Annotated in this window: 17 protein-coding genes; 13 read left to right on the top strand and 4 right to left on the bottom strand. The window is 69.6% G+C overall.

Translation table 11 applies throughout. The annotated features are described in order from the left end of the window. The gene (gene paaZ, locus MOQ72_RS03545) at nucleotides 1–2,043 is read right to left on the bottom strand and encodes a phenylacetic acid degradation bifunctional protein PaaZ (RefSeq protein WP_242180507.1); all 2,043 of its coding nucleotides are present in this window, start codon (nucleotides 2,041–2,043) and stop codon (nucleotides 1–3) included. A gap of 246 nt (nucleotides 2,044–2,289) precedes the next feature. On the opposite strand from paaZ, the gene paaI reads away from it, so the two are divergent. From paaI to MOQ72_RS03510, 7 genes are all read left to right on the top strand, one after another. After that, nucleotides 2,290–2,673: a hydroxyphenylacetyl-CoA thioesterase PaaI gene (gene paaI, locus MOQ72_RS03540; RefSeq protein ID WP_242180600.1), complete on the top strand. Its 384-nt coding sequence runs from the start codon at nucleotides 2,290–2,292 to the stop codon at nucleotides 2,671–2,673. Beyond that, nucleotides 2,670–4,010: a phenylacetate--CoA ligase PaaK gene (gene paaK, locus MOQ72_RS03535; protein WP_242180506.1), complete on the top strand. Its 1,341-nt coding sequence runs from the start codon at nucleotides 2,670–2,672 to the stop codon at nucleotides 4,008–4,010. The genes paaI and paaK overlap by 4 nt, the downstream gene beginning before the upstream one ends. Before the next feature lie 13 nt (nucleotides 4,011–4,023). Further along, nucleotides 4,024–4,647 (top strand): TetR/AcrR family transcriptional regulator, encoded by a 624-nt coding sequence (locus MOQ72_RS03530; RefSeq protein ID WP_242180505.1) that lies wholly within the window; start codon nucleotides 4,024–4,026, stop codon nucleotides 4,645–4,647. Nucleotides 4,648–5,121: 474 nt separating this feature from the next. Further along, nucleotides 5,122–5,751 (top strand): hypothetical protein, encoded by a 630-nt coding sequence (locus MOQ72_RS03525; RefSeq protein ID WP_242180504.1) that lies wholly within the window; start codon nucleotides 5,122–5,124, stop codon nucleotides 5,749–5,751. A gap of 94 nt (nucleotides 5,752–5,845) precedes the next feature. Beyond that, nucleotides 5,846–6,808 (top strand): phytoene/squalene synthase family protein, encoded by a 963-nt coding sequence (locus MOQ72_RS03520; protein WP_242180503.1) that lies wholly within the window; start codon nucleotides 5,846–5,848, stop codon nucleotides 6,806–6,808. Nucleotides 6,809–6,873: 65 nt separating this feature from the next. Then, on the top strand, nucleotides 6,874–7,209 hold the full coding sequence (locus MOQ72_RS03515) for a plasmid stabilization protein (RefSeq protein WP_242180599.1): 336 nt from the start codon (nucleotides 6,874–6,876) through the stop codon (nucleotides 7,207–7,209). A gap of 152 nt (nucleotides 7,210–7,361) precedes the next feature. Continuing rightward, entirely contained in the window at nucleotides 7,362–7,688 is a 327-nt protein-coding gene (locus MOQ72_RS03510; RefSeq protein WP_242180502.1) for a hypothetical protein, read from the top strand. Between the two features lie 22 nt (nucleotides 7,689–7,710). Here the strand turns inward: MOQ72_RS03510 and MOQ72_RS03505 are convergent, their stop codons facing one another. Continuing rightward, entirely contained in the window at nucleotides 7,711–8,877 is a 1,167-nt protein-coding gene (locus MOQ72_RS03505) for a S8 family peptidase (RefSeq protein ID WP_242180501.1), read from the bottom strand. 269 nt (nucleotides 8,878–9,146) lie between these two features. Here MOQ72_RS03505 and MOQ72_RS03500 point away from each other — a divergent pair, with 269 nt between their 5' ends. Both MOQ72_RS03500 and MOQ72_RS03495 read left to right on the top strand, forming a co-directional pair. Beyond that, on the top strand, nucleotides 9,147–9,980 hold the full coding sequence (locus MOQ72_RS03500; RefSeq protein WP_242180500.1) for an SDR family NAD(P)-dependent oxidoreductase: 834 nt from the start codon (nucleotides 9,147–9,149) through the stop codon (nucleotides 9,978–9,980). 37 nt (nucleotides 9,981–10,017) lie between these two features. Continuing rightward, nucleotides 10,018–10,452: a universal stress protein gene (locus MOQ72_RS03495; RefSeq protein WP_242180499.1), complete on the top strand. Its 435-nt coding sequence runs from the start codon at nucleotides 10,018–10,020 to the stop codon at nucleotides 10,450–10,452. 279 nt (nucleotides 10,453–10,731) lie between these two features. Here the strand turns inward: MOQ72_RS03495 and MOQ72_RS03490 are convergent, their stop codons facing one another. Further along, entirely contained in the window at nucleotides 10,732–11,496 is a 765-nt protein-coding gene (locus MOQ72_RS03490; protein ID WP_242180498.1) for an IclR family transcriptional regulator, read from the bottom strand. Nucleotides 11,497–11,655: 159 nt separating this feature from the next. Between MOQ72_RS03490 and MOQ72_RS03485 the strand changes: the two genes are divergently transcribed. The 4 genes from MOQ72_RS03485 to MOQ72_RS03470 all read left to right on the top strand — a co-directional run bounded on the left by MOQ72_RS03485 (nucleotide 11,656) and on the right by MOQ72_RS03470 (nucleotide 16,001). Beyond that, the gene (locus MOQ72_RS03485) at nucleotides 11,656–12,582 is read left to right on the top strand and encodes a U32 family peptidase (RefSeq protein WP_242180497.1); all 927 of its coding nucleotides are present in this window, start codon (nucleotides 11,656–11,658) and stop codon (nucleotides 12,580–12,582) included. A gap of 85 nt (nucleotides 12,583–12,667) precedes the next feature. Continuing rightward, nucleotides 12,668–13,942, top strand: coding sequence for a cytochrome P450 (locus tag MOQ72_RS03480; RefSeq protein ID WP_242180496.1), 1,275 nt, complete (start codon nucleotides 12,668–12,670; stop codon nucleotides 13,940–13,942). Nucleotides 13,943–13,975: 33 nt separating this feature from the next. Beyond that, entirely contained in the window at nucleotides 13,976–15,433 is a 1,458-nt protein-coding gene (locus tag MOQ72_RS03475; RefSeq protein ID WP_242180495.1) for an MFS transporter, read from the top strand. A 136-nt stretch (nucleotides 15,434–15,569) separates the two neighbouring features. Further along, nucleotides 15,570–16,001, top strand: a complete 432-nt coding sequence (locus MOQ72_RS03470) for a MarR family winged helix-turn-helix transcriptional regulator (protein ID WP_242180494.1) — start codon at nucleotides 15,570–15,572, stop codon at nucleotides 15,999–16,001. 30 nt (nucleotides 16,002–16,031) lie between these two features. On the opposite strand, the gene MOQ72_RS03465 is transcribed toward MOQ72_RS03470, so the two are convergent. Further along, a complete protein-coding gene (locus tag MOQ72_RS03465) occupies nucleotides 16,032–16,199 on the bottom strand; it encodes a hypothetical protein (protein WP_242180493.1) in 168 nt (55 codons plus the stop codon). Nucleotides 16,200–16,289: the final 90 nt, after the last annotated feature.

Here is a 16,289-nt window from a genome sequence, read left to right as displayed (position 1 = left end):
TCACCCCCGCGTCTCCAGCCGCTTGGCCACCAGCGTGAGCACGTCGTACTTGGCCACCGAGGCGCCGTCCTGGTTGGTCACGTCGACGTCCCAGCGCACCTCACCGTGCTCGGCGCCCACCCGCGGCGTGATCTGCTTCGCGGTCATCGTCACGGTGATCTCGTCGCCGGGATAGGTGGGGGTGAGGAACCGGAGGTTCTCCAACCCGTAGTTGGCCAGCACCGGGCCCGGATCCGGATCGACGAACAGCCCGGCGGCGAACGACACCACCAGGTAGCCGTGCGCGACGCGGCCGTCGAAGAACGGGTTCGCCTTCGCCGCTTCCTCGTCGGTGTGCGCGTAGAAGGTGTCGCCGGTGAACTCGCCGAAGTGCTCGACGTCCGCCAACGTCACCGTGCGGGGCCCGGCGACGACCGTGTCGCCCACGCGCAGTTCGTCCAGGTACTTGCGGAACGGGTGCGCTTCGGTGATGTTGCGCGGAGTTCCGGCCACCCACTGGCCGGTGATCGCGGTCAGCGTCGCGGGGTCGGCCTGCACCGCGGTCCGCTGCATGTGGTGCAGCACCCCGCGCACGCCACCCATCTCCTCGCCGCCACCGGCTCGTCCCGGTCCACCGTGGACCAGCGCGGGCAACGGCGAGCCGTGCCCGGTGTTCTCCGCCGCGTTGTCCCCGTTGAGCACCAGCATCCGGCCGTGCCGCGACGCCGCGCCCAGCACCACCTCGCGCGCGAACGTCGCGTCTGCGGTCACCACGGAACCGACCAAGCTGCCCTTGCCACGTCGCGCCAACTCGACGGCCTGTGCCGTGGTTTCGTACGGCAGCACGGTGCTGACCGGACCGAATGCCTCGACCTCGTGCGGCTGCGGCTGGTCCGGGTCGTCGCAGCGCACCAGCAGCGGCGACAGGAAGGCTCCGCGCTCCGGATCGGCGTCGACGACCTCGACCCGGTCGGGATCGCCGTGCACCAGCCGCCCGGCCTCCAGCAGCGCTTTCAGCGACCGTCGGACCTCTTCGCGCTGCTCCACGCTGGCCAGCGCACCCATCCGCACCTCCGCCGAAGCCGGGTTGCCGACGACCACCTCGGCCAGCCGCGCCCCGGTCGCCGCGACCACGTCGTCGATCCGGTTCGCCGGTACCAGCGCGCGCCGGATCGCGGTGCACTTCTGCCCGGCCTTGACCGTCATCTCGGTGACCAACTGCTTGACGAACAGGTCGAACTCGTCGGTGCCCGGCGCGGCATCCGGCCCCAGGATCGAGCAGTTCAGCGAATCGGCCTCGGCGTTGAACCGGACCGAATTCGCCGCCACCACGGGGTGGTTGCGCAGCCGCTGGCCGGTGGACGCCGAGCCGGTGAACGACACCAGGTCCTGGTCGGTCAGGTGCTCGAACAGATCACCCACGCCACCGCAGATCAGCTGGAGCGAGCCCGGCGGCAGCAAGCCGGAGGAAACCACCAGCTCGACCAACCGGTGTGTGAGGTACGCGGTCTGGCTGGCCGGTTTGATCAGGCTGGGCACCCCGGCCAGGAAAGCGGGCGCGAACTTCTCCAGCGGCCCCCAGACCGGGAAGTTGAACGCGTTGATCTGCACCGCGACGCCCTGCAGCGGCGTGCAGACGTGCTGGCCGACGAACGTGCCGCCCTTGCTCAACGGCTCGACCCCACCGTCGATGTACACGGTGCCGTCGGGCAGCTCCCGCCGTCCCTTGCTGGAGTAGCCGAACAGCACTCCGATGCCGCCGTCGATGTCGAACTTGGAATCGGCGAGCGTCGCGCCGGTCCGCGCGGACAGCGCGTACAGCTCCCCGCGGTGCTCCCGCAGGTACGACGCGAGGCTCTTCAACAGCGCGGCCCGCTGGTGGAAGGTCAGCTCCGCCAACGCGGGGCCGCCCCGGTCGCGCCCGTGCGCCAGCACCGCAGCCATGTCGATCCCGGCCGAGGAAATCCGCGCGACCTCCGCACCGGTCACCGCATCGTGCAGCGGGACCCCGTCGTCCGATGGCGCGTGCCAGTCACCGTTGACGTAGCTCCGCAGGGCCACCATCCAACCCGACCTCCTCCGACCGGATTCTTTAACTGACCATTCGTTCGAAAATGTAGCACTCGCGAGGAGTTCCGAACACCACCCGATGCGGCAAAATTCGGCTGTACCGAGCCAGTTCGAACGCCCTGCTGGAGACCCTTGACAGCACCCGGCGGCGCGGTATTGATTACCGACTACTCGTTCAGTTTCGAGGCGGTGGACCAAGTGCAGGAGCCCGGCGCGACGACGCGCAACCCGGCCCAGGCCATGTTCGACGACGACCGCGCTTCCCAGGCACTGGGCATCGAGCTCGTCGAGACCGGCAGCGGGCACGCCAGCGCCCGGATGCGGATCACCGAGGCGATGGTCAACGGTCACGGGATCGCCCACGGCGGCTACCTCTTCCTGCTGGCCGACACGGCCTTCGCCTGCGCCTGCAACAGCCACGGCCCGACGACCGTCGCGGCCCGCGCGGACATCACCTTCATCCGCCCCGCCCGGCGCGGCGACCTGCTCATCGCGCGCGCCGAGCAGCGGTCCCAGTTCGGCCGCAGCGGGATCTACGACGTCTCGGTGCACTGCGGCGACCAATTGATCGCCGAGTTCCGGGGCCACAGCCGATCGCTCAACACCGAGGGAGCCAAACCATGACAGGGGTGACCTCGCCGCGTCGGCTCGCAGCGGCGCCGGATCCGGCCGAACTCGACCCCGCCGAGCGGTACTCCGCCGACGAGCTCGCCGCCGTGCAACTGGAACGCCTGCGGTGGACCCTGCACCACGCCTACGACCACGTGCCGCTGTACCGCCACAAGTTCGATGCGGCGGGTGTGCGACCCGAGGACTGCCGGAGCCTGGCCGACCTGGCGAAGTTCCCGCACACCACCAAGCAGGACCTCCGGGAGAACTACCCGTTCGGCACGTTCGCGGTGCCGATGGAGCAGGTTCGCCGCCTGCACGCCTCCAGCGGCACCACCGGCAAGCCGACCGTGGTCGGCTACACCGAGCGGGACCTGGACGCCTGGGCCGACCTGATGGCGCGTTCCATCCGCGCCGCGGGCGGGCGGCCGGGCCACAAGGTGCACGTCTCCTACGGCTACGGGCTGTTCACCGGCGGGCTCGGCGCGCACTACGGGGCCGAGCGGCTGGGCTGCACCGTCATCCCCGCCTCCGGCGGCATGACCGCCCGGCAGGTGCAGATCATCCAGGACTTCCGCCCCGAGATCATCATGGTCACCCCGTCCTACCTGCTCACCCTGATCGACGAGTTCGAACGCCAGGGCGTCGACCCGCGCACCACCTCGCTGCGCATCGGCATCCTCGGCGCCGAACCGTGGACCGAGCAGATGCGCCAGGAGATCGAGCAGCGGTTGGACATCGACGCGGTCGACATCTACGGCCTGTCCGAGGTGATGGGTCCCGGAGTGGCCAACGAGTGCGCGGAGACCAAGGACGGACTGCACATCTGGGAGGACCACTTCTACCCCGAGGTGATCGAGCCGGGCACCGGGGAGGTGCTGCCCGACGGCGTCGAAGGCGAGCTGGTGTTGACCTCGCTGACCAAGCAGGCGATGCCGGTCATCCGCTACCGCACCCGAGACCTGACCCGGCTGCTGCCCGGTACCGCCCGGCCGATGCGGCGGATGACCAGGATCACCGGGCGCACCGACGACATGATCATCCTGCGCGGCGTCAACGTCTACCCCACCCAGATCGAGGAGCTGGTGCTGCGCACCGAAGGGCTGTCGCCGCACTTCCAACTACTGCTCACCAGGAACGGCCGGTTGGACGAGATGACCGTGCGAGTGGAGGCCCGCACCGACTGCCCCAGCGACCGCCGCGACCCGGCCGAAGCCGAACTGGTGCGCGCGATCAAGGAAGGCGTCGGCATCAGCGCGGAGGTGAGCGTGCTGGACCCGGACACCCTGGAACGCTCCGTCGGCAAGCTGCGCCGAATCGACGACCAACGCGATCCCAGCCCGCACGGCTGAAATACTGCAGGCCATGGCTGCGAACGTTGGACGCTCGAACCGCCGAGGTCGGCCGGGGTACGACCTCGGCCGACTGCTGGACGTCACCGTCCGGGTGTTCAACGAGCGCGGCTACGAGGGCACCAGCATGGAGGACCTCGCCCAGCGGCTGGGCATCACCAAGTCGGCGATCTACTACCACGTCGCCAGCAAGGACGAACTGCTGCGGTTGAGCGTCAACCGCGCGCTGGACGCGCTGTTCGCCGTCACCGAGGAAGAGGCGTCGACCACCGGCCGGGCCATCGACCGGCTCGAACACGTGGTCCGGCGCAGCATCGAAGTGCTGGTGGCCGAATTGCCGTTCGTCACGCTGTTGCTGCGGGTGCGGGGCAACACCAAGGTCGAGCGGCAGGCGCTGGCCCGGCGGCGCGAGTTCGACCAGGTGGTCAGCGAACTGGTCAAGCAGGCCGAAGGGGAAGGCAGCATCCGGCCGGACGTCGATCCGGCGCTGACCAGCAGGCTGCTGTTCGGCATGGTCAACTCGATCATCGAGTGGTACAAGCCGAGCCGCGGCTTGCGGGCCGCGGAGATCGCCGACGCGGTGACCAAGATCGCTTTCGACGGACTGCGCACCACCCGCGGCAATCAGACCGGTTGATTCTCCGGATCTTCCGTCATATCCACCGCCCATCCAGGTCTCGGTTGAGGCGGGTGTTCTGGAGCGCCCGCGACGCGCGCGGAAAACAGCGGGGGTTCCACGTGCGGCAGACCGTCGGCCGGCGACCAGGGATGTGGGTCGCGGCCGACGGTCCCGTCAGCCACCGCCCGCGTGGCGTGGCGCACAGCGAGCCGGACCCTTGCGCCTGAGCACAGTGGACTGTTCCGCCACAACTGAGAAATCCTCAGCTTGTGGGTGACAAAAGACCCCTGCGATCTCACCAGCACTGCGCTTACGCTGCTGCGATGTGGCCGCCCGGGACCCGGCGGCCGCAAGGCGGATCCGCTGAACTGGGGACAGCGGTAGCACATCAGGCACCGGCCGTCGCGCCGGTTAGTTCTGCGGTCTTCAGCAGAATCCAAGGTCCGCCCTCCCTCTCGCCCTGAACCGTGGACGAGCATTCTGGAGGCGACTGTGCCAAGGCTTGAGTCGATAGCTCGCGCCTTTCTCCGGTACCTCTACGAGGACAACCGCTTCCGCCCGGAGGTGGCGGACTTCTTCGACAGCCCAGCGGTCGAGGCCACCGCGCTGCAGCCCTCGTGGGCCGAACTCGCCAGCGTGCTGCAGACGCTGCGCGAGCACGAACTGATCGCCACCAGCGGCATCGGCCAGCAGGGCACGCCCGCCCGCGCCGGGCTGACCGGGTCCGGCTTGATCTGCGCTGGCCGACACGACGGCGACCTCGGCTCCTGGTCGCGTGCGCAAGCGGTCGCGGTGCTCGACGAGCAGCCACCGGAACCGGTGGTGCCCGCCCAGCCCGGACCGGCTGAGGTGCTGGATTTGAGCGGGTTGACGCGCGTGGCGAAAGTGGTGCTGCTCGCGCTGCCCACGGTGCACGCCCGCTACGGCGACACCGTCGAGATCGAACTGACCGCCCGGCGGCTGTGCGAAGCGGCCCGGCAGGACCGCCCGGACCGGCGGCGGGTGCGCCTGCTCGCCTACCGCCTGCGCAGCGAACTGGCCACCGGCTCGGTGGCCAACACCCTCGGCGTCGTGTTGCTGGACGGCCTCGACGAGGCCCTCACCGAGAGCGGCCTGAGCTGAACCGTCCTAATAGGACTCCGCAGGCAGTGACCGGGTTCACCGCGGGCCACTACCGTGCGCACGCTCGCGCACTCCGTGTGCTGAGATTCCTGGTATGCACACGGGCCCCAGGTCGCAGGCGACGTCGCGCCGCGAGCTCGACGCCGCGGGCGTCCAGCCGCACCTGCGCGCCGCATACCAGCGGTGCCGAGCGCTGAACGCCGCGCACGGGCGCACCTACTTCCTGGCGACCCGCCTGCTGACCGCGGCGCAGCGGCCTTCGGTGCACGCCCTGTACGGCTTCGCACGCTGGGTCGACGACATCGTCGACGACACCGACCAGCAGTGCACGGTGCGGGACCGGCAGCAGGCGGTGGACCAACTGGACCGCAAGCTCCGCGCGGGCCTGCGCGCCGGGCACAGCGATCACCCGATCCTGGCCGCCCTCGTCGACACGGTCGCGCGGCACCGCATCGATCCCGCGTTGTTCACCGATTTCATGGCCTCGATGCGAATGGACCTGACCGTCCACGACTACCCGACCCGCGCGGCACTGGATGCCTATATCCACGGATCGGCGGCCGTGATCGGACTCCAACTGCTCCCGGTGCTCGGCACGGTGTGCCCGACCGCCGAGGCCGAGCCCTACGCAGCGGCCCTGGGCGGCGCGTTCCAGTTGACGAACTTCCTGCGCGATGTCGGCGAAGACCTCGATCGCGGCCGGGTCTACCTGCCGATGGAGGAGTTGGCCGTGTTCGGCGTCGACCGGGACCGGCTGATCTGGTGCAGGCGCACCGGCCGCCCGGACCGCCGGGTGCGCCAAGCGCTGGCCGACCAGGTCGCGCGCACCCGCGCGAGCTACCGGGCCGCGCAGCCCGGCATCGCGCTGCTCGCTCCCTGGTCGCGCCCGTGCGTGGCCACCGCGTTCACGCTGTACGGCGAGATCTTGGACCGCATCGTCGAGTCTGGCTACGACGTGTTCCGGCAGCGGCTCGCGGTTCCCAGCTCGCGCCGCCTGGGCGTCGCGATCGCAGCGGTCGGCGCGGTGATCGCCGCCCGCCTCCGCACCCACGTGTGACAGCCATGCGCATCGGGTACGCGGTGCACGTCGTGGCCTCATGTCCAGGGAGCGAGGTGATCGAGGTGCCGCAGCAGAGCTGGACGGAGCAGGAGGAACGGCAGTACGAGCACATCAAGAACCAGGCGTTGGAGCACGGTAGCAGCTTGGAGCGCGCCGCGGAGATCGCCGCTCGGACGGTCAACAAGAACCGCGCACAGCGCGGTGAATCACGGCAGCGCAGCCGCACTGCCACCCAGGACATCCCACCGCAGCGCCGCGGCGGACTGCGCTCCGGCAGGCGGTCGGGCTCTGGCGGTCGCACCAAGCGCCAGCTCTACGCGGATGCGCAGCGCGCCGACATCAAGGGCCGCTCGAAGATGACGAAAGCAGAACTGGAGCGCGTCCTGAAGCGGATCTGACCGCGACGAATACCGCGTCCTCGTTCTGGGTAGCCAACGAACGCAGTGCGCCCGTTCGGCGGGTGAAACCCGCGGTCCGGGTTTCACATACGGCCGGTCGGGGCGGAAACTGCGGAGAGCGCCGAAGCCCGGCGCTTGTGGGGGGCGACTAGATGGAAAGCGGAACGCCCTCGCGCTGGCAGGACGTCAACGCGAGTGCCGAGGCGATCGCGCGGGCGGGGCGGAAGCTGGAGAGCAGCGCACGCAGCCTGTCGATTTCGCCTGCCGAAATCAGCGCGGCACGGGAGGCGTTGCTGATCGTCACCGCTGCTGGCGCTCGACTCGCCCGGCAACTGGACATCCTGGCCAGCGCCTACGCGTCACCGGACGTGGCCGAGCCGTCGGAGGTGCAGATCGCACTCGACCAGGCCGCCGCCGCTGCCGAAGATCTCGGCAGGAGCGCGAAGGTCGCCGCGCAAGCCATCGAGGACCACGAGTGACCGCGCGGCGACCTTCGAAGGGCTACGGCGCCTGAACCAGACCCGCGCCGACATCGGTGGCTGGCAGGGTCAAACGGCGCGCGGCCGACGACATCCGGGCCCACAGCCCCCAGGCGCGCTCCGCGTGCTGCTGGGCGTACAGCGCCGCGACACCGGAGACGTGCGGCGTGGCCATGCTGGTGCCGCTGAGCTTGCGGTAGCGCTCCGCGCCCGGCCAGCTGGAGTAGACGTCGACGCCTGGACCCACGAAGTCCACCTGGCCGATTTCGTCCACCGTCCCGCTGGAGAAGTCGGCGACCTGGATCTGCGGGTCGACCGCGCCGACGGCCATGATGGACGGGCAGTTCGCCGGGTGCCCGACCGGCGCGATCACCCCGCTGGAGCGCTGGCTCTCGTTACCGGCCGCCGCGATGATCAGCGTGCCGCGCTCCATCGCGCGCTGCGCGACCCGCTCGAAGGCCGCCGAGAACGGCTCGCCTGCCTGCGCGGGCGCACCCAGCGACATCGACACGACGGCGCAGTTGTTGGAGATGGCCCACTGGATGCCCGAAAGGATGCCGCTGTCGGTTCCGGCGCCTTCGTCATCGAGCACCTTGCCCGCGTAGATGCTGGCTTCCGAGGCGATGCCGTAGCCGGGACCGGCCTGGGAGCTGCGCGGTCCGCAGGAGGTACCGATCACGTGCGTGCCGTGCCCGTGGCCGTCCTGCACCTCCTGGCCATCCACGAAGGAACCGGTGACGATGTCGCGGTCGGCGAGGTCGGGGTGTTTGAGGTCGACGCCGGTGTCCAGCACGGCCACCCGGACACCTCGGCCGGTTGGTTGGGTCTGGTCGGCGCGCACCGCCTGCAGACCCCAGGTGAATTCGCCGTCGGCCGCGGTCGGTGCCGCACCGATGGCGAACACCCGCCGCTCCGGTTCGAACGCCGCGATCGGACCGGTTTCCCGCGCCGCGCGTTCCAGGGCGGACGCCTGGTCGGGCCCGGCGTTTATCAACGCGATGCCCAGTTCGTTCAGCACGATTCCACCAGCTGTGCGGAACAACTCCCCCGGCGCCGCGCCTGCGGCATCAGCGGTGTTCGCGCAGTGGATGCCCGTGAGCCGGGTCAACTCGCGGGTCCCGATGATGGTCGAATCGTCTTCCAGCAGCACCAGATAGCGTCCGGTGGAGCTCTCCTCGTTGGTCGTCATGGTCGCTCCCTCGGCGGGTTTCGATGTGGTGGTTGACCACACCATCCCCAGGTGTAGCGCGCGTTACGCTGAGTTACAAGCACCCACCTGGGTAAGGACTGCACGTTCAGTGCCAATCGTCCCGCTGTCCTCAATGGATTGCCTGCGGCACAACGCTTTCGTGGTACCCAGGTCGGGCTAGCCACCCACGACGCGGACGCGCGGATGACAACTTCCGACGCCCGTCCGCACACTGGACGTGACCACCACCCGAAGATTCGGAGCCAGCCGTGCGCACACCCAACGAGCGAACCGTTCTCGTCACCGGCGCGACCAGCGGGCTCGGCCGGGCCCTGGCCGGGCGCCTCGCGCGGTCCGGCTTTCGAGTCCTGATCCACGGGCGCGATGCGGAGCGCGCGGAGCGCGCGCGGACGGAGATCGCGGCAGCCACCGGCTCGGACCGGCTCGACGTGCTGATCGCGGACCTCGCCGAACTGCGGCAGGTCGAGCAGTTGGCCAACGACGTCCGGTTGCGCTGCGACCGGCTCGACGTGCTGGTGAACAACGCCGGTATCGGCTCCGGGCCGCCGGGCAGCGGCCGCGCCGAGAGCCGGGACGGCATCGAGCTGCGGTTCGCGGTGAACTACCTGGCCGGTTACCACCTCACCCGACTGCTGCAATCGCTGCTGATCGCCTCGGCCCCGGCGCGGGTGGTCAACGTCGCCTCGGCCGGTCAGCACCCGATCGACTTCGACGATCCGATGCTGACCAGGAACTACATCGGTAGCCGGGCGTACGCGCAGAGCAAGCTCGCGCAGATCATGTTCACCTTCGACCTCGCCGCGCGGCTGCGCGGCGGCGGGGTGACGGTGAACGCGCTGCACCCGGCGACGTACATGAACACGGCGATGGTCCGCGAGGCCGGTGTGACCCCGGTCGGCACGGTGGCCGAGGGCGTCGAGGCGACGATGCACTTGGTCGCGGATCCGGGACTGGACGAGGTCACCGGTGAGTACTTCCATGGAATCCGCGCATGCCGGGCACTTGAGCAGACCTACGACGAGCAGGCGAGGGCCCAGCTGCGCGAACTGTCCGACAAGCTCGTCGAACAGGCCCGCGGCTGACCGCGCCGCAGCGGACGCGGAATCGGAGGCTGGCGCCATGAACAGCGGTACCCAGAAGAAGATCGTCGTCGGGGTGGACGGTTCGGAATCGTCCAAGTGCGCGCTGCGGTGGGCGCTCAAGCAGGCCGCGCTGACCGGTGCTGTGGTGCAGGCGGTCACGTCCTGGGAGTTCCCCGCGTTCTACAGCTGGGAAGGCGGTCCGATGCCGCCGGACGACTTCGAGCAGGCCGCGCAGAAGAGCCTCGACGACACCGTCGACGAGATCGAGCTGGAGCCGGGTCCGGCCGTGCCGATCCAGCGCGAGCTCACGCACGCGCACGCGGCCCAGGCATTGCTGGACGCCGCCGCGGACGCGGACCTGCTGGTGGTCGGCAGCCGCGGGCACGGCAGCTTCTACGGCGCGTTGCTGGGCTCGGTGAGCCAGCGGTGCGCGCAGCACGCCAACTGCCCGGTGGTGATCGTCCGCCACTGACGAACCTGTTTCCAAACTCGTTTTGCGCTGCGGTGCGGGTGGCGGAACCTCAGACGCCGTCTCGCTGTGGGATCCCCGACATCATGAATGTCCAATTCACCACGTCGGGGTTGTCCTCGCGAGACGACCTCTGAGAACCCGCAGCGGTGCCAGCTGCGTAGGTGGGCCAAGCGGCTGCGCCACTTCAAAAACAAGATCGAAGGCAGGCGCTGAAAGGGTGCGGATTGGCTCGCGTAGCCGCCCCCTGCGGGCGTTGCCGTCCGCCGATCACCGTCGGCGTCAGGACCGCGGGTGGCCCAGCCGTTCCGACAGGGTGGCCGCGCCCTCCCGGACGAGTTCGCGCAGCGCGGTCTCGGTCTCGTCGTTCCAGCGCAGGATCGGCACCGAGATGCTCATCGCCGCGACTACCTGGCCGGACTGGTCGCGCACTGGAGCGGCCACGCAGGCCACCGATTCGTTGGACTCGCAGTACTCGCGAGCCACCCCGTCCTTGGCGATCGCGTCGAGTTCGCGGCGCAACGCCTTCCGGCTGGTGATGCTCTGCTCGGTCATCGCGTCCAGGCGGAGGTTGCTGTAGAGCTCGTCGACCTCGGCGCGCGGCAGCGCCGCCAGCAGTGCCTTGCCCAGCGCGGTGCAGTGCGCGGGCAACCGCCGTCCCACTGCCGAGACCATTCGCACCGGGTGGCTGCTGTCGACCTTGGCCACGTAAAGCACGTCGGCGCCGTCGCGGACCCCGACGTGCACCGTTTCCTGGCAGCGCTCGGCGATTTCCTCGGCCACCAGCTGCCCCTCGCGGGCGAGGTCGAGCCGTTCGGCGTACGCCGCGCCGAGCTGGAAGCCGCGCACTCCCAACCGGAACCGGTTGCTGCCCCGACCGGCGGGCATCAGGTAGCCGCGCTCGCTCAGCGTGCCGACCAGTTCGTGCACCGTGGTGCGCGGCAGGCCCAGCTGCGCGGTGATCTCCGGCGCGCTGAGCTCGTGGCTGTCCAGGAACAGCTCCAGGACGTCGAAGGCCCGTTCCACGGCAGGTACCGCTCGTGCCACCGCGCTCCTCCCCTGTCACACATCGGAGGTCCGTTGTTTGACCGATATTTCGAACATCGTATCCGATACCGGCCATCTCGGAACTGGCCGCTTGACCACTCGATCCAGCTCGCCATACGATCGAACGAACATTGTTCGGAATATCGAACGGAGCGATTGGTGCGCCAGACACGTGAATTCCTGCGGTCCCAAGGATTGCCCGCCGAGGACGCCCCGATCACCAGCACCAAGCGGTTCCCCGACGGCGCGCAGTACCGGGTGGAGATCCCCAGCACCGAAGGACCCGAGGTGCTCGATGCGGTGCTCGCCGAGGCGGACGCGCGGCAGGTGCTCGTGCACCGCATTTCCCAGGGCAGCGGCGGCATGCTGCTCACCGACGACGAGTTGGACGCCATGGCGAGCACGGCGGCTGGGCGCTCGATCGAGCTGAGCCTGTTCGCCCGACCGCTGGCCGGGTGGGACACCAGCCCGATGGCCACCGCCTCGGCCGGGGGCGCGGTGGCCGCCCAGGCGCGCGGCGCCGAACAACTGGTGCACGTGCTGGAAGACATCCGCCGCACCGCCGACGCGGGCATCCGCAGCGTGCTGGTCACCGATCTGGGCGTGCTCAAGGTCGCCTCGGCGATGCGGACTGCCGGTGATCTGCCGCCGGACATGCAGTTCAAGATCAGTGTCCAAATGGGACTGGCGAACCCCGCCTCGGTGCGCATCGCCGAGGAACTCGGCGCCGACACCTACAACGTGCCCACCGACCTGAGCATCGGACAGCTGGCCGCCATCCGCGCCGCGACCGACCTGCCGCTGGACATCTACGTTGAAGCCCCCGACGACATGGGCGGTTTCGTCCGGCACTTCGAAATCGCCGACATCGTGCGAGTCGCCGCCCCGGTGTACGTCAAGTTCGGGCTGCGCAACGCCCCGAACATCTACCCCAGCGGCAGCCACCTGACCCCGACCGCGGTGGCGCTGGGCCGCGAACGGGTGCGCCGCGCCCAGCTCGGCCTGGACATGCTGCGCCGCTACGCCCCGGACGCCACGGCCTCCGACCTGCCCGCCGAAGGACTCGCCGTGCCCGCCGCCGGATAATCCACTGTGGACATGGTGTGGGCGTTGACGGGGATCGGTGACCCGGCCAGAGTGGATCCGCACCGGCACCGGTAGAGGAGTCGCGATGGCAGCGCCCGCCCACGTCCCGGACGTCTTCGACCCGCGCAGGTACGCCGCTGGCGTACCGCACGAGGACTTCGCCTGGTTGCGGCGGCACGCACCGGTGAGCCGACAGCGGGAGCGCCAGATCGGCGACTGGCCAGCCGGACCGGGCTTCTGGGCCGTCACCAGGTATTCCGACGTCGTCGCGGTGCTGAAGTCCGCCGAGGTCTACTCGTCCTGGCTGGGCGCGACCCAGATCCGCGATCCCGACCCGGCTGATCTGCCGTTCATCCGCAGCATGATGCTCAACCTCGACCCGCCGGAGCACGGGCGGTTGCGCCGCCTCGTCAGCCGCGCCTTCACACCCCGGCGCGTCGACCGGTTCCGAGCCGCAGTGGCCGAGCGGGCCCGGCTGCTGGTCGACGAGGTCATCGAGCGCGGGGCGTGCGACCTGCCGGTCGAGGTCACCGACGACTACCCGCTGCGCAACCTCGCCGATCTGCTCGGCGTGCCGGAGTCGGATCGCCGGATGCTGCTGGAGTGGACGAACCGGGTGATCGGCTACCAGGATCCGGAGCACGCCGCGGTCACCATGGGACCGGACGGCAAGCCGGTCAACCCGCGCTCCCCGGCGATGCTGGCCGACATGTTCGCCTTCGCCCAGGACCTCGCCGCGTTCAAGCGCCGCAATCCGGCCGACGACGTGATGACCGCGCTGGCCACCGCCGAACTGGACGGGCGCGGGCTCGCCGACGCCGAACTGGAGATGTTCTTCTTCCTGCTTTCGGTGGCGGGCAACGACACGGTGCGCAGCGCGCTGCCAGGCGGGATGCTCGCGTTCGCCGAACATCCCGGCCAACTGCGGCTGCTGCTGGACCATCCGGATCTGCTGGACCGGGCCGTGGAGGAAGCACTGCGCTTGCACCCGCCGGTGCTCAGCTTCCGGCGCACCGCGACCACCGACACCGAACTGCGCGGACAGCGCATCAGCGCCGGGGACAAGGTCGTGGTGTTCCACTGCTCAGCGCACTTCGACGAACGGCAGTTCCCCGAGCCGCACCGCTTCGACATCCGGCGAGCGCCCAACGACCACATCGCGTTCGGCAACGGCCCGCACGTCTGCCTGGGCGCGCATTTCGCCCGGCTGCAATTGCGGGCGTTCTACCGCGAGGCGCTCTGGCGGATGCGCGACCTGCGGGTGGCCGGTCCGGTCGAGCACCTGGTGTCGAACTTCATCAATGGGATCAAGCACTTGCCGGTGGAATTCGCGCCGGGCCCGCGGCTGGGGGAACCGTAGGCGGGGTCGCAACGCCCGATCTATGGTCGGACGATGGCCGTTGCTGTCGCACTGCGTTCGGATTCGGGGCGCTGGATCCTCGTCGCCACCATCCTCGGTTCCGGAGTGGCGTTCCTCGACGGTTCGGTCGTCAACGTTGCGCTGCCCGCCATCGGCCGCGAGGTCGGCGGAGACCTGAGCATCCTGCAGTGGGTGCTGGACGCCTACCTGCTCACGCTCAGCGCGCTGCTGCTGCTCGGCGGTGCGCTCGGGGACCGCTACGGCCGCCGCCGGGTGTACACGATCGGCCTGGTGCTGTTCACCGTGGCATCGCTGGGTTGCGGCCTCGCACCCACCGGTGAGGCGCTGATCGTCGCGCGCCTGTTGCAGGGCGTCGGTGGGGCATTGCTGGTGCCCGGCAGCCTGGCGTTGATCAACTCGGCCATCGAGCACGAGGACCGCGGCGAGGCGGTCGGCCGCTGGGCCGGGTTGACCGGTGTGTGTTCGGCGGTCGGACCGTTCGTCGGTGGGTGGCTGGTGGACGCGGCGTCCTGGCGCTGGGTCTTCTTCATCAATTTGCCCATCGCCGCGGGGGCTCTGTTCGCGCTGCGGCACGTGCCGGAAACCCGCAACCCGACCGCCACCGGACGATTGGACATTCCCGGCGCGGTCGCCGTGACCGTCGGCCTGGCCGGGGCGGTGTTCGCCCTGATCGAAGCTCCGACGAAGGGGTGGACCGCGCTCACCGTGGCGGCGGCCGTGGTAGGCGCCGCGGCGCTGGTGGCCTTCCCGCTGATCGAGCTGCGCCACCCGAACCCGTTGCTGCCGTTGTCGCTGTTCCGCTCCGCGCAGTTCACCGGCGCGAACCTGACGACCTTCACGGTGTACGCGGCGCTGGGCGGGGCGTTGTTCCTGTTGTCGTTGCAGTTGCAGCAGTCGTTGGGCTACGACGCCCTCACCACGGGCATCGCGACGCTGCCCATCACGATCGTCATGCTGCTGTTGTCCGGCCGCATGGGTGCGATCGCGCAACGCACCGGTCCGCGCCTGCCGATGACGATCGGACCGATCGTCTGCGCGGTCGGGCTGACCTTGCTGACGTGGGCAGTGCCGGGCAGCACCTACGTGACCGGTGTGCTGCCCGGCGTACTGGTGTTCGGGCTCGGCCTGGCGATCACTGTGGCGCCGTTGACCTCGGCCGTGCTCGCCTCGGTCAGCGTCGACAACGGCGGACTCGCCTCCGGCGTGAACAACGCGGTGTCCCGCTTGGCGGGGCTTGTGTCGGTCGCGGTGCTCCCGGTGCTCGCCGGGCTGTCCAACACCGGCGCGGGTGCGCCGCTCGGCCCCGGCTTCGGCCAGGCGATGCTGGTCTCGGCCGTGGTGTGCGCGATTGGCGGGGCGCTGGCCTGGTTCACGATCGACCGCGCGAGGAAGGTCGCCACCTACCCGCTACCCGGCCTCAACCACGCCTGCCAGGACCCCTGCACCTGCGTGGACCAAAAGGGCAAATGAGGCCCGTCGGACGACAGGCCCTCGGTCGGTGTGCGTTCCGCGCTATCCGGGCGCCGGATTTAGCCCTATCGCACTAGTCCGGTTGCACTAGGATGCCAGCACCACAGTTGCCGATCTCGATGGATGTGACGCCGCCGTGGAGTTGGACCAAGCCGTTTTCCACCTCATGCGCCGCGCCATGCAGGAGCACACCGCGAACTGGCAGGCACGCCTGCCGCACCTGACCAAACCGCAGTACGCGGTGCTGACCGCGATCCGGGCGAACCCCGGTATCGAGCAGGCCCAGCTGGGTCAGCGCGCGGCCATCGACAAGGCGACCCTCGCATCCGTGCTGCTGCGCATGGAGCAACGCGGGCTGGTCCAGCGCAGCGTCGATGACGCCGACCGGCGCCGCCGTCTGCTGCGACTCACCGACCGCGGCAATGCCGAGCTGCGCGCCGTGGCTCCGATCGCCGACGCGGTGGACGTCGACCTGCTCGATCGGCTCAGCCCTGCCGAACGCAGCGAATTGCACCGGCTGCTCAGCAAACTCGTGCCCGCCGACGGATCATGCGCTAGAAGTAGCTGATCCGGACCCCGTTGGTGATCAACGTGTGCGTCATGCGGCCGTCCCGGCGGTCAGCCGGTGCATTCGCAGCAGCCACAGTTCCAACTCGGAGAGCTGGCCGTCCAGGCTTTCGCTGCCGTACATGTCAGGGCTCGCGCGCAGGACGATCAGCTCGTCCCAACGCCGTTCCATCTGCTCGACCAATTCGCGCAGCGTCACCCGTGTTCCCTCCCCCGTTCGCACAAACCGCCGTTGACGGTACGTGGCACCCGCACACGCGGGGTAAGGCCGAAAGTCACGGCTTTCACC

Origin of the sequence: Saccharopolyspora soli, assembly GCF_022678645.1 — a bacterium.
Lineage (GTDB): Bacteria > Actinomycetota > Actinomycetes > Mycobacteriales > Pseudonocardiaceae > Saccharopolyspora > Saccharopolyspora soli.
Note: the sequence above shows the minus strand (reverse complement) of the source record. Positions and strands in the feature narration are given on the sequence as shown.

Bases quoted from the DNA above. Each gene is read 5' to 3' on its own strand.
- paaZ (WP_242180507.1), bottom strand. From the start codon at position 2,043: ATGGTGGCCCTGCGGAGCTACGTCAACGGTGACTGGCACGCGCCATCG.
- paaI (WP_242180600.1), top strand. From the start codon at position 2,290: ATGTTCGACGACGACCGCGCTTCCCAGGCACTGGGCATCGAGCTCGTC.
- paaK (WP_242180506.1), top strand. From the start codon at position 2,670: ATGACAGGGGTGACCTCGCCGCGTCGGCTCGCAGCGGCGCCGGATCCG.
- MOQ72_RS03530 (WP_242180505.1), top strand. From the start codon at position 4,024: ATGGCTGCGAACGTTGGACGCTCGAACCGCCGAGGTCGGCCGGGGTAC.
- MOQ72_RS03520 (WP_242180503.1), top strand. From the start codon at position 5,846: ATGCACACGGGCCCCAGGTCGCAGGCGACGTCGCGCCGCGAGCTCGAC.
- MOQ72_RS03510 (WP_242180502.1), top strand. From the start codon at position 7,362: ATGGAAAGCGGAACGCCCTCGCGCTGGCAGGACGTCAACGCGAGTGCC.
- MOQ72_RS03505 (WP_242180501.1), bottom strand. From the start codon at position 8,877: ATGACGACCAACGAGGAGAGCTCCACCGGACGCTATCTGGTGCTGCTG.
- MOQ72_RS03495 (WP_242180499.1), top strand. From the start codon at position 10,018: ATGAACAGCGGTACCCAGAAGAAGATCGTCGTCGGGGTGGACGGTTCG.
- MOQ72_RS03480 (WP_242180496.1), top strand. From the start codon at position 12,668: ATGGCAGCGCCCGCCCACGTCCCGGACGTCTTCGACCCGCGCAGGTAC.
- MOQ72_RS03475 (WP_242180495.1), top strand. From the start codon at position 13,976: ATGGCCGTTGCTGTCGCACTGCGTTCGGATTCGGGGCGCTGGATCCTC.